General features: G+C 58.6%; 11 protein-coding genes. 3 read left to right on the top strand and 8 right to left on the bottom strand.

The genetic code is table 11. The features are described from left to right. Nucleotides 1–23: 23 nt before the first annotated feature. The 6 genes from ACQRC0_RS03230 to ACQRC0_RS03205 form a co-directional block, all read right to left on the bottom strand. Nucleotides 24–1502: a UbiD family decarboxylase gene (locus ACQRC0_RS03230; protein ID WP_138377663.1), complete on the bottom strand. Its 1479-nt coding sequence runs from the start codon at nt 1500–1502 to the stop codon at nt 24–26. Nucleotides 1503–1768: 266 nt separating this feature from the next. Next, nucleotides 1769–2089, bottom strand: coding sequence for a hypothetical protein (locus tag ACQRC0_RS03225; protein WP_427727705.1), 321 nt, complete (start codon nt 2087–2089; stop codon nt 1769–1771). Between the two features lie 18 nt (nt 2090–2107). Beyond that, entirely contained in the window at nt 2108–3073 is a 966-nt protein-coding gene (locus ACQRC0_RS03220) for an isopentenyl-diphosphate Delta-isomerase (protein ID WP_427727703.1), read from the bottom strand. A 180-nt stretch (nt 3074–3253) separates the two neighbouring features. Further along, nucleotides 3254–4708, bottom strand: a complete 1455-nt coding sequence (locus ACQRC0_RS03215; RefSeq protein WP_427727701.1) for an SLC13 family permease — start codon at nt 4706–4708, stop codon at nt 3254–3256. Nucleotides 4709–4869: 161 nt separating this feature from the next. Further along, nucleotides 4870–5076, bottom strand: a complete 207-nt coding sequence (locus tag ACQRC0_RS03210) for a non-oxidative hydroxyarylic acid decarboxylases subunit D (RefSeq protein WP_427727700.1) — start codon at nt 5074–5076, stop codon at nt 4870–4872. Nucleotides 5077–5123: 47 nt separating this feature from the next. Further along, entirely contained in the window at nt 5124–6581 is a 1458-nt protein-coding gene (locus ACQRC0_RS03205) for a non-oxidative hydroxyarylic acid decarboxylases subunit C (protein WP_427727698.1), read from the bottom strand. Between the two features lie 231 nt (nt 6582–6812). On the opposite strand from ACQRC0_RS03205, the gene ACQRC0_RS03200 reads away from it, so the two are divergent. Next, entirely contained in the window at nt 6813–7697 is an 885-nt protein-coding gene (locus tag ACQRC0_RS03200) for a LysR family transcriptional regulator (protein WP_427727696.1), read from the top strand. 232 nt (nt 7698–7929) lie between these two features. On the opposite strand, the gene ACQRC0_RS03195 is transcribed toward ACQRC0_RS03200, so the two are convergent. Both ACQRC0_RS03195 and ACQRC0_RS03190 read right to left on the bottom strand, forming a co-directional pair. Beyond that, nucleotides 7930–8136: a non-oxidative hydroxyarylic acid decarboxylases subunit D gene (locus tag ACQRC0_RS03195; protein WP_427727694.1), complete on the bottom strand. Its 207-nt coding sequence runs from the start codon at nt 8134–8136 to the stop codon at nt 7930–7932. Nucleotides 8137–8227: 91 nt separating this feature from the next. Further along, on the bottom strand, nt 8228–9682 hold the full coding sequence (locus ACQRC0_RS03190) for a non-oxidative hydroxyarylic acid decarboxylases subunit C (RefSeq protein ID WP_427727692.1): 1455 nt from the start codon (nt 9680–9682) through the stop codon (nt 8228–8230). A gap of 269 nt (nt 9683–9951) precedes the next feature. Here ACQRC0_RS03190 and ACQRC0_RS03185 point away from each other — a divergent pair, with 269 nt between their 5' ends. Together ACQRC0_RS03185 and ACQRC0_RS03180 are read left to right on the top strand one after the other, a co-directional pair. Then, nucleotides 9952–10866 carry a LysR family transcriptional regulator gene (locus ACQRC0_RS03185; RefSeq protein ID WP_427727690.1) on the top strand — a complete coding sequence of 305 codons (915 nt, stop codon included), beginning with the start codon at nt 9952–9954 and terminating at the stop codon, nt 10864–10866. A 580-nt stretch (nt 10867–11446) separates the two neighbouring features. Continuing rightward, nucleotides 11447–12685 carry an MFS transporter gene (locus ACQRC0_RS03180; RefSeq protein ID WP_427727688.1) on the top strand — a complete coding sequence of 413 codons (1239 nt, stop codon included), beginning with the start codon at nt 11447–11449 and terminating at the stop codon, nt 12683–12685. The last annotated feature ends 162 nt before the right edge of the window (nt 12686–12847 follow it).

Raw genomic sequence — 12847 nt, 5'->3', positions numbered from 1 at the left:
GGCCGTGAGACTAGAAAAGGGGATTAGTCCTCGAAGCCCGGGACCCAATGAGAGGCGTCGACATCCATGAACTTGGAGCGCTGGAAGCGATGCTTCTGGTCGTAGGGCACCGTGCAGTCGAAGATCGTCTTGCAGGCGATGCCGTGATCGCGAATGGAGGGGTCGCACGTAGGATCGTTCGACGGATCCAGCGGATGGCAGCGAACGCCCGGGATGGTGATGACGTCGTGATCGGCCTGGAAGCGGGTGTTCATAGCCCAGATGACATCCTTGATGTCGAACGGATCGACGTCCTCGTCGACCAGCCACACGTGCTTGAGCTCGGGGAACGCGGTGAACGCGATGAGTGCGGCCTGGCGCTGACGGCCCTCGTCAGAAGGAATGAGCTTCTTGAACTGGATAACGGCCATGTACTTGCCACCGCCGGGGGTAGCAGCGTAGACGTTCTGCACACGGCCGGGCATAGCCTTGTCGACCATGGAGAGAATCGATGCCTCGGTGGGGATACCGGCCATGGAGACATGCTCCTCGGACGGGCCGATGACCGTCTGCATGATGGGGTTCTTGCGCGTGGTGACAGCCTTGACCTTGATGATGGGAAGTGCTGCCTGGGCGCCGCCGGTGTAGCCCGGGAACTCGGGCATAGCCTTACCGGACTCGGAATGCTGGTCCTCGCGAACGCGAACGTCGGGAAGTAGCTCGCCCTCGATGACGTACTCGGCGTTGGCGATGCACTTCTCGGGGATGGTCAGGCAGTCGGCCATCTTGACGCCCTCACCGCGGATGGCGCCGGCGATGGTGAGCTCGTTGAAGCCGAGCGGCGTAGTGGGGGGCTCGAAGCAGGCTGCAATCTCGATTGCGGGATCGACACCGATGGAGATGGAGATGGGCAGCGGCTTGCCGGCCTTCTCGGCCTTCTCGCGGAACACGGTGAGGTGACGAGCGCCAGGGACGAAGTACATCGAGATCTCGTCCTTGCTCTGCAGGCACAGACGGTGAATCGTCACGTCGCTCTCGCCCGTCTCGGGGTCGGAGGCGTAGCACATGCCCATGGTGATGTAGGGGCCGGCGTCCTCTTCGGTGTTGGTGGGAGCAGGGATGAGCTTGCGGATATCGAAATCGGGATCGTCTGCCTTGTAGACGACCTCCTGGCAAACGGCCTCGTCAGCCCCAACGTTCTGCACGGGGATGGGGTTCTTGACAGCGTCGTTGAGCAGGAAGCCCAAGCGCCTGGGGTCGCAATCGAGCAGATGGCCGACGCGCGTACGGCTGGCGAGCATACCGATGGCAACGCGAGCGCCCGGATGGCCCTTCACGTTGTTGAAGATCATCGCCGGGCCCTCTTTGGTCGGACGCATAACGGTGCCGCCCGCACCGATATGACGATACACACCAGAGAGCTGGGCGCGGGGCTCGACCTCGACATCAGTCGTGACCAGCTGACCAGGGATGGTCTCCAGAAGCTCAACAGCGCTACGGAAATCAGTGACCTTATTTGCCATGTTTACCTCCAATGCAAAAGGTGACCACTCGTGTGGTCCGTTGATTGGAGTGTAGAAGCGTATAGTCGCTGTACGTGCAAGCAGTGACCTGAAAAAGAGCCGAGTAACACCGTTCACCTGCGAAAATAAACCGTTGAGAAGGCGATTTCACAGGGCGTGTACAACGCTGGCGTCAAAGCCCGGCGCCTCGATACAAAAGAGCGCGGCACCTTGCGGCACCGCGCTCTATAACAAAGCATTGTGGCTAGGCCCATCGCAGGAGCAGGCTATTTCCTGCAGCAAAACTCGATCAAAGCGTCGTCTTTGCGAGCGAACATCACATCTTGCTCCGGCGTGTCCTCAAACGGACCGAGGATGACCTCGTCGCACCAAGCGGCGGCTTCGTCGAGGTCGTCTGTCAAAAATGCGACATGATAGTGCGTCTTCATGATCTCGGGAGCAGGCGACCCCTCCTCAAAATAGAGGTACTCGACCCTATCGGGAGAATCGGCGGGATTGGAAACCCACAGCTTCATGGGTTCCGCGTTGCGCATGCCCTCACGCTTCTCCGAAACGGGCACACCCGAATGATCGAACGAAAGCTTCATGGACGGACCTTCCCTTCTCTATTCCTGGCAAAGCTCGACAAGCTTCGCGCGAATATCCGCATCCTCAAGTGCCAAGCGCGTCCAAGGGGCAAGCGGCTCGGGATGCCCCGCGAGATAGGCGTCGATCTCGCCCAGGCGCACAGGACGCACCTCGGAAATCTCCTGCTCGTTTACGCGCAGGGCACCCGCATCGACATGCGCGGCAAAGACGGCGCACCATTCGCACTCGCAGTTGCCGTCACCGTGGTCCTCGCGGTACACGATGTGCCCCAGCTGGTTGAGCGGAGCCTGCTCAGACGTCAGGCCGCACTCTTCCTGCAAGCGACGCGCGGCCCCTGCCGCCAGCTCCTCCCCCACTTCGGGATGGCCAGCACAGCTATCGGAAAGCACGCCTCCCCATAGGCGCTTGAGCGCACTGCGGCGACACAGCAGCAGACGGGCGTCATCGCCCGTACCCTCCACCAAAAACGTCTCGAACGCCTGGTGCAAGACGCCCTCTCCCGCATGGGCCTTTATGCGGTCCACGGGACCGATCACGCTGCCGTCCTCATGCACGGCAAGCACTTCGTCGGCCTCGTCCCACGTTGCGCGCATCACGCGAGCAACGTGCTTCTTAAGGGCATCGATGAGCTCCGCCGTCGTGTCAAGCACGGTCTGCAGGTCATCCTTGCTCGCATGCTCCACATGAAAGCCCGTGGAGCAGGTACAGGGCATCTTGAATTCGGTGGCGAGCGCCGCACAGATGTCGTGCGCCGGAATCTCGTCGCGATGACAGGGCACCGACAGGATGCTCACCGTGGCGGTTCTTCCCGGCTCGGGGCGCGGAATAGCCTGCGCCGTGGACCCCAGATGGGCATACTCGGGCGAGCACGCATAGACGATGATGCCGCGCGGCGTGACCGTTACCACGGCCTCCAGCGCAAACTTACCCTCGCCCACGCGAACATTCGCAGTGTGCATCTTGCTTTTGGGAGCCTCTTTCATGGCATGTCCTTTCCGATGCGCTTTATCTGCTATCAATTTCGACTATATACCTGCTATACGTTCAAGGTCACCTTCTGCGAACGGCGCCTCTCGTCTCGGGTCCGGCATATAAAAGCCGGACGGCATCAGGCATACCGTCCGGCTGGGAAAAGAGAGTAGTTCTCTTATTATGTCAGGCGCTTACATAATGCCCATGGCGCCAAACCATGCCGCCTCGACAAGCACCACAACAAAGGTAAACAGTGTCATGGGAATACCCATCTTGGTGGCCTCTTTGGAGGTGTAGCCACCGGCGTCCTTGCCCTCGCCAACGAGGATAGCCAGGTTATGGAAGGGCAAGATGTAGTGGAGGTTGATTGCGGTGTAGACGATAAGAGCAACCGCCAGCGGAGTCACGCTCGTACCCTGAACAAAAGTGAGGAACGCGGGCACGCAGATGCCCAGGCCGGCCATGACGGAGCCCATGAACATATGGATGACCATCGTGATGGCGCAGACGAGCAGCGCGAACAGGAAGGGGTTCGTGGGGGCCGTGCTGGGGAGCACGACGTCGGCGATCCAGGCGTTCATGCCGGTGGCGCCACCCACGGTGCCGATTGCCATAGCCGCCGTCAGGAACATGAGGGTCTTGACGTCGACCGCAGACCACGAAGCCGGAGTCAGGACCTCGCCGATAACGGGCATGGCCATGAGGACGCCGATGACCAGGGTGACCCAAGCCAGGTAGTCGCCGGAGACCGTGAGCCACAGGGCGATGGCGTTGACGAGCCACACCAGGGTGCGGATCTCGCGCTCGGTGAGCTTGCCGAGAGCGGCCTGCTTGGCAAGAACTTTCTCGCGATCGTAGACAAGCTCCTTGGAGGGCTTGAACAGCACCAGGCAGATGGTCATAACAATGAGCGTAGCAACGACCATCGGGACGCTCATGTAGGTAAACCACTCAACAAAGCCAATGGAGGCGCCGCCGTTAGCGCCATAGGAGGCAACAAGCGGGTTGAGGGTGGAATCACCGGTCATAAAGAACATGGAGCACGGAATAGCAGCGGCGAAAATGATGAATCCGAGCTTGCCGCGATCTTCGTCGTTGTAGCCAGCGGACTTAGCGATAACCGAAACGACCGCCAAGATGAGGAAGCAACGCGGGAAGGGGTGCGGAATGAGCAGGGAGAGAACAAACGTCAGGGCGAAGATCGAGATGATCAGCGACTTTACGTTCTTCACGAACTTGAGCATGAACGCATATGCGATGCGCTCGCCCAGGCCGGAATCCTTAACAGCACCGGCCACCAGATACGCACCGACAACGATCCACATGGTGCCCTTAGTCCAGCCACCAAACGCAGATGCAACGGTTGCCGCCATGCTGGGGGCACCCGTTTCGTCGGGAACAACCTGGAACAACACGAGTAGGGCGCAATACAGGATGCCGGTATAACCGGGCTGTGCAACGCCACATGCCCACATCACGACCGCGGCAAGTGAGAGCGCCAAGCAGTTCTTTCCGCCCTCACTCAAAGCAGTAGACCCCAGGCTGTCGAGCGGCAGCACGAATTTGATGAGCAGGAACACTGCAATTGCCACGAAAAAACCGATATAGCGCTTTGTGAGGTACTTGTTTTTCACAGCCTCTGCCATATGGGTTCACCTTCTTTCTTCTTTTTGTACGAACGCATCGATTTGGCAGGGTATTGCCGCCTCGGCTTCAAAGCCGGCCGCCAACCAATGCCGGCGGCCGACGTTTATAAGGGGGCGATTGGGGAATCGGCCTTAGATCTTAAAAAGGCGACTCTGCCCGATTACTTCTCTAGCGGCGGAATGGGAGGCATGATGGGCAGCTTATCGATGTCCTCGGGCTTGATCTTAAAGCGGTCGTGAACCACGGGATGCTCCGTGGAACGCCACGAATACTGGCAGGTAGTGCAGCCGTAATACTCCCAGACGCCCGGAACGGGGCTGGTCGAGATGGTCTTGATGGTTTCGCTATCGCAACGCGGGCACTTCATGTGCTAGTCCTCCTTTAGGATGATTTCATCAGGGTCAAGCGGCAGGCTTACTTGTTCTTAGCGGCCCACAGCTCGGCGAGCAGCTTGGCGTAATCGGCCGTCTCGGCGGGGTCACCGAGCATCTCGACCTCGCGCGTAACCGGCTCAGGATCGATAGGCGTCGTAGCATCGATGACAAGCTTTGCGGTGATGCCGGGGATCTCCTCGGTAGGATTGAGCGTCATGCCCGGGCAGTTGGGGATAACCTTGACGTCCTTGTCCGGACGCACGCGGGTGGAAAGCGCCCACATAACCTGGTTGAGATCGAACGGGTCCACAAAGTCATCGACGATAATCACGTTGTGCGCGTACTGAGCGCCGTGCGGAGTGCTCATGATGCGGAATGCCGCCGTTGCCGCCTGGCCACCATAGCGGGGCTTCATGGAGATGATCTCAGTCATGCCGTGGGTGTACATGGCGTTGACCGCCACGACCTCGGGCATATCCTTCTGGATCTGCTTGAACAGCGGCACCGAGGTGTTAAGGGCAACCAGGTAATCGCACTCGGTCCAAGGCATACCGATATAGAGGCTCTCGAAGATGGGGTTAGTGCGATAGGTCACATGCGTGATCTTTGCCTCAAGCTGACGGCGGGCGCCGGAGACGGAACCGGTGAACTCGCCAAACGGGCCCTCAATCTTACGGACGCGAGGCTCGATGTAGCCCTCGAGAATGACCTCGGAACCAGCGGGAACGAAGAGGTGCTCATCGGTATCGGCACGGACGATCTCGGCAGGCACGCCGTCGTTCAAGGCGCCCACGAACTCGTACTCGTTCTGCTCGTGTCCAATGGGCGTGGAGGCCATAAAGGTGACAAGCGGGGCATTGCCCAGGGCGATGGCGATATGCAGCGGCTCGTTGCGAGCCTCGCACTTCTTGAGGTGAACGGCCATATCGTGAGACGGGATAACCTGGATGCCCAGAGTGTCCTTGTCCTTGATCTGGATACGGTAGGTGCCCACGTTCATCTTGTTGAAGTTATCCGGATCGTCCGGATCGGCAGAGACCAGCGCGAACTTGGAGAAGTAGCAGCCTGCATCCTGGTCGTTGATGCGATAGAGCGGCAGCAGGTGGAACAGATCGATCTCGTCACCAGAGGCGGCATCGAGCGTGTTCTCCTTGCAGGGAGCCTCATCGCGAGAAAGGATCTTGGGCTCCACGGGATAGGTGTCCCAACGGCGGTTGAGCTCGAAGAACTGCTCCTTGGTGGGGGTGTTCTTATCCATGCCCATCATGAGGGCGTGGTTTGCCCAAGAACCATGGACGTTGGTGACAATGCGTGTACCCTCGGGATAGCCCGCGATGTTGTCGAACATCACAGCGGGGCCGTTTTGCATACGGGCGGCAGCGCGGCAAGCAGAAGACACGCCGGGCTCAGGCAGTACCTCGTCGGTAACGTGCAGAAGCTGCCCCTCCTCCTCAAGCGTGTCGAGGAACGAACGCAAATCTTGATAAACCTTGGTCATGTGTACTCTCCCATCTATGAGGGTTTGCGTTGCCTCTTATATAAACGCGATGGAAGAGCCTGATAAATTCGTCGTTGTTCTACCGCTATTCCGGATTAGGCATAACCCCTGTCCTCACAGGTCTGTTATGCACAATTTGGAATAGCGACTGTCTAAAGTGGAAGAAATCGAGCGGCTTGCGCCCCCTATCATGGAATTGTGCAAAAACCGCTCGTTGCAAACGGAGGCAGTATGGACTTCAAGAAAATCGAAGCGTTCCTATGCGTGGCCTCTCAAAAGCAGTTCACGGCAGCGGCCGAGAAACTCTATACCTCGCAATCGGCGCTATCCAAGCAGATGAAGCAGCTCGAAGCAGAAATCGGCACCCCGCTCTTCAAAAAGACGAGCACCGGCGTCGAGCTCACCCAGGCGGGCTGGGAGTTTTACTACTACGCGCGCCATGCGCTTCCGGAACTTCAAAGCACGCTGGCGCACATCGAGGCTTGCAAGGGGCGTACCAAAGCATTCATCCGCTTTGGCTCCCTGCCGTTTGTGGAGGACTACGGCATCAGCGATACCCTCTGCTCGTTTTGGTCCAAAAAACCTGGGGTACAGATTGAATTCTCCGAGCGCAGCCAGGAGGACCTTGTCTACGCGCTGCAACGCAACAAGCTCGACCTTGCCATCGTCCGCTTCGACATGCTCGATCGCTCACAGTTCTCGACGCGCAAGATCTTGACCGACGAGCTTGTTGTCGTATTCAACAAGCACAACCCCCTGGCGCATCGCAAGAGCATCGATCTTGAATCCCTGCGAAACGAGCAGTTCATCCTTCCCACCGAGCGAAGCGATCTTTCCCAGGTATTCATCAACGCCTGCAAGGAGCACGGGTTCTACCCCGATGTTCCGCTCACGCATTCGCGCCACTGGATGCTGCTCAAGGCCGTGCAGCGCAATATGGGCACCACCGTCATGCCGCGCGGCATGGCCACGCCCATCCATGCGAGCGATATCGTCTGCGTCCCGTTTGAAGAGCCCATCGAGACAACCGTCGGCTTTGCCTGGCTGCCCGAGGTCTCCCTTAGCAGAACAGCCATGGAATTCGTCGACTTCGTTTGCACGAGCTATAACGAGTAGGACCAAATTAAATAGTTCCGGGACACTCTTTCAAACCGAGCGTTTCATCTTGTTCAACGGATGCCGCAAGGCCGGGATATCGTTGCGCATAACGCTCGATACATGCACCCCTCCATACACAAAAAGGCCGCGAGAGCGTATGCCCTCGCGGCCCGATACCGCTTGCCGAAACGATGGGTATGCCTGATTTACCCATCACCTCAGCCTCGGATGAGGTGCGACCCCTTGGTCTTTAGACCTCCAGCGGCGGAACCGGCGGAATTACCTGAAGCTTGGCAATCTTGTCGGCATCCAGCTTAAACACGTCGTCGACGTGAGGGGTCTCGGTCGAGCGCCAGGAATAGAAGCAGCGATCGCACTGATAGACTTCCCAAACGCCTTCGATAGGCGACTTGGCGATCGTTGAAATCTGGTCATGTTCGCAACGCGGGCACTTCATGGTTTTATCCTCCTTTGGGACGTGGTTTACCAAGCTGCCGCCCATGGGCGCGCAAAATCCACGCGCCCAGTTACGGCAGAGAGAGGGACGCTTACTGCTTAGCAGCCATCAGATCGGCGATGATCTTGGCGTATTCAGCGGTCTTGGCGGGATCCTTCAGGAGCTCGACCGAACGGGTGAGCGGCTCGGGATCGACCGGCGTGGTAGCGTCGATGATGAGCTTGGCAGTCATACCAGCGACTTCCTCGGACGGGTTGAGCGGCATGCCGGCGCAGTTGGGGATGACCTTGACGTCCTTGTCCGGGCGCACGCGGGTCGAAAGGGCCCACATAACCTGGTTGAGGTCGAACGGGTCAACGTAGTCGTCGACGAGGATGACGTTGTGGCAGTACGGCATAGCGTGCGGCGTGGAGAGCAGCTTGAAGGCAGCGCCCGTTGCATGGCCACCGTAGCGAGGCTTGATGGAGATGATCTCGGTGAAGCCGTGGGTGTACATGGCGTTGACGGAAACGACCTCGGGGAAGCCCTCGTCATGCAGCTGCTTATAGATAGGCACGGAGGTGTTGAGTGCCATGAGGAAGTCGATCTCGGTCCAGGGCATGCCCAGGTAGATGTTCTCGAAGATCGGGTTGGTGCGATAGGTCACATGCGTGATGACGGCCTCGCACTGAGCGCGGCAACCGGAGTAGGAGCCGGGGAACTCGCCGAACGGCCCCTCGCAAGTACGGACGCGCGGGTCGATGTAGCCCTCGAGGACAACCTCGGAGCCGGCGGGAACATACAGGTGGTCGTACAGATCGGACTTGACGATGTCAGCGGGGACGCCACCGTTGAGGGCGCCGACGAACTCATATTCGTTCTGGGTGTAGCCGACGGGCGTGGAGGCCATGAAGGTGACCAGCGGGGCGTTGCCGAGCGTAACGCAGATGGGGAACTTCTCGTTCTTCTTCTCGGCCTCGGCAAGCTGCTTGGCGATATCGTGCATGGCCAGGCACTGCATGCCGATGCGGTTGGCACCCTTGACCTGAATGCGATAGGTGCCGACGTTCATCTTGTCGAAGTTATCCGGGTCGGAAGGGTCACCGGTGATGATGGACGCCTTGCCGATGAACATGCCGCCGTCCTGTTCGTTGATGCGATAGAGCGGCAGGAGGTCGAACAGGTTGACGTTCTCGGCGCCGTCAATGACGTTCTCCTTGCAGGGGGCGTCATCGTGGGCGACCACATTAGGCTTGACGGGGAACAGGTCCCAGCGGCGGTTGAGCTCGAGGAACTGGTCCTTGGTAGACGTGTTCTTGTCCATGCCCATCATGAGGGCGTGGTTGGCCCAAGAGCCGTGGACGTTGGTGACGACGGAATGGCCGGGGCCATAGCCCTTGATGTTGTCGAACATGACCGCGGGGCCGTTGTTCATACGGCTGGCGGCGCGACCGGCGGAACCGATATCCGGCTCGGGGAGAACCTCATCGGTCACATGGACGAGCTGGCCCTCCTCCTCGAGCACGGCGAGGAAGGAACGAAGATCCTGGTACACCTTGTTTGACATGAAAGCTCCTTTCCGAGAACTTCCGGTTAACTTGGCTCCAGTATCGATCGCGTCCGTCAATGTTTCTATTCCGTTAATGCAGACTGTTTTTCCGCTTTGGAATAACGCAGGAACGGGGATTTGATTATTCCCTTTTTTCATATTAAATGGGAAAAGGCCCGCATAAACGCCATGTCAACCGAGTAATGTGGTGCTCAAATACACTGGCAAATGTGCCGGATGGAATAACCGCCCCATTTCCTATCCATATCATTTTGTTGGGAGCAGACATGGATATCAGAAAGCTCGAGGCCTTTCAGACCGTGGCGAATACCGGCAAGTTCACCGACGCAGCGGACAAGCTCTTCATCTCGCAATCCTCACTCTCCAAGCAGATGTCGCAGATGGAAAAGGAGCTGGGCGTCAAGCTCTTCAAGAAGACGCGAAACGGCGTCGAGCTTACGCAGGCTGGCTTCGATTTCTACTCCTATGTGCGTAAGGCCCTGCCCGAGTACCAGCGCGCCGTGGCGCGCCTCAGGATGTACCGAGAGGGTTCCACGTATCCCCTACGTATCGGATCGCTGCCGCTCATCGAAGAGTACGGCCTCGCCGACTCGTTCAGCTCGTACTGGGTGCGCAACCCTTCCGTGCAGCTCGAGTACTTTGAGCGTAGTCAGGAGGACCTGATCAGCAAGCTCGACCGCCACAAGATTGACCTCGCCATCGCGCGCGGCGACATGCTCGATATGGAAAAATACTCGTTTGTACCACTCGTGCGCGACGAAATGGTGCTCATATGCTCACGCAAGCACCCGCTCTCACAGGTGGATACGATAAGCGTCTCTAAACTGCGCAACGAGGAGTTCATGCTGCTGGAGGAAAAGTCCGATGTCACACAGATCTTCCGACGTATCTGCGAGCGAGAAGGGTTCTTCCCCAACGTACCGCTCCACCACTCACGTCACCGCATGCTCATGAAGGCCGTGCAGAACAACATGGGCATCTCCGTACTGCCGCGGCGCCTGGCCTCGACCTATCTCGCCTGTGACCTCTCCATCGTGTCCTTTGAGAAGCCGTTCTACTCCACGCTTGGGTTCGTATGGCACGCCGACGAAGTGCTCACGCCGGTCATGCGCGAATTCGTCAACTACGTCTGCGAGGACTTCAACGTCGAGCCGCTCGAGGACGGGACCAGTGAGGCGTAGCGGGCGTCTCTATTCCTCAAAACTGAATTATTTCCGATTTTGAGGAATAGCGCTCAATAGCTTCGGGCGGACATCATATATCCCGCGCGAGCGTGGCGGAATAGACGTTGTTGCGTCCGCCCCGTCCGATAAGGGATCTCTCCACGTCCGCCTTGACCTGAATCTCGTCCGCAAGCTCCCGCCCCTGCATGGCTACGTTACGCCTATCTTGAGCAGGTCCTCGGCATGGACGCCTTCGAGATCTCGACCATGCTTATGGTCTACGGTGCGCTCTGTCTGCCCTCCAATATCCTGTGCAGCTAGATCAACGTATGCTTTGGCATGAAGGCCCTGTTCGAGACGCTTATGCCCCGCGGCGTCACCGTCAACTGGGCCTCGAGCGCAAACTTGCCCTCGCCCACTGCAACCTTTGTCGTGTGCATACCCATGGGATCTCCTGTCACCCGCGATGTACCTGAGACCATCTTCACCTGTATTGCGACTATACAGGCAAGCTCGCCATGTGACAAAGAAACTGTCCCTTTGCCACATTCTGTTAGAGTTGCAGGGATTGAATCCCGCTTATTTATGCGACATTGGAGTGACAACCTTGGCCGCCGCAACCACGCCTAAATGTAAGTCAACCGCCGCCGCGCTCTCCCCCGCGCGCAGCAAGCTCTGCCTGGCGCTGCTCGTGCTGTTGGGATTCTCGCTCGGCTGCTCCGAGTTCGTGGTCATCGGCATCGAAAGTGACTTGGCGACGGAACTCGGCGTATCGCTTGCCACAGCGGGCCAGCTCATCAGCGTGTTTGCGCTTGTCTACGCTATCGCGACGCCGGTGCTCGCGCTCAGCACGGGGCGTTTTCGCCGCTACCAGCTGCTCGTGTGCTATAGCATCGTCTTTGTGCTCGGCAACCTAGTCATGGCACTAGCGCCCAACTTCCAGGTGCTCTTTATCTCGCGCATCATCTTGGGCTCTGTCTCGGGCGCGCTGCTCGCCGTGGGCGTGACGTACATCCCCGAGCTGCTGTCCCCGCGGCAAACTTCGCTTGCCATCTCGGTGGTATATGGTGCGTTTTCCGTGGCAATGGTCTTTGTCACTTCGATCGGCAAGTTTGTGGCCGACACGCTCGATTGGCACGTGGCCATGTACGGCACGCTTGCCTTTGCCGTTCTGATATGCGGAGCGCTCGTGATGTTTATGCCGCGCGCCGGACAGACCGACGAACCTGCCACCTTTCGCGAGCAGGCGGGTCTGCTATGCGAGCCGTGCATCATCACCGGCATGCTCATCTTTTTGTTTGGTGTGGGCTCGGTCTACGTATTCTACGGCTACGTTACGCCTTATCTTGAGCAGATGCTGGGTATGGGCACTGTTCAGGCGAGTACCACGCTTATGGTCTATGGCGTGTTCTGCCTGATCTCGAACATCCTGGGCGGATGGATCGATGCGCGCTTTGGCATGAAGGCGCTGCTTGTGACGTTTGTGCTGCAGGCTGCAGCGTTACTCGGGCTGTTTGCTGTGGGCGGCACCATGCCGCTCGCACTGGTCTTTGTCTTTAGCTTGGCGCTGCTCATGTACCTGTTCTCGGTGTCGTGCATCACGCACTTTATGGACGTGGCACGCAGCCGCCATCCCAAGTCGATGGTACTCGCAAGTTCGGTTGAGCCCATGGCGTTTAACGTCGGCATTTCGTTTGGCACCGCGGTGGGCGGCGCCGTGGTAAGCAGCGTTGGCATTGCGTACGTGGGCGCAGTGGGCGCCGCGTTCTCGCTTGTGGCCTGGGCCCTCACGCTGGTGACGATTAAGTTGGCTCGCTGGGAGCGTCGCCGCGGGTAGCGCAATTGCAGCCAAAAGCCGCAGCACCGCCCGCCATCTTTTGACCGCCTGGCGTTCGCTCCCGCAGCCGTGCAACACGTCGCCTGCCGCCCAAGTCAGTATCTTTCCCGGCGCTATTTAACCACGCAAAACGCATCCTGTTAAGATTATCGCTATCGTTTT

The organism is Collinsella sp. SGI.033 (assembly GCF_050315135.1).
Lineage (GTDB): Bacteria > Actinomycetota > Coriobacteriia > Coriobacteriales > Coriobacteriaceae > Collinsella.
The sequence above is the reverse complement of the archived record's forward strand: the minus strand, read 5'-3'. Positions and strand labels throughout refer to the sequence as shown.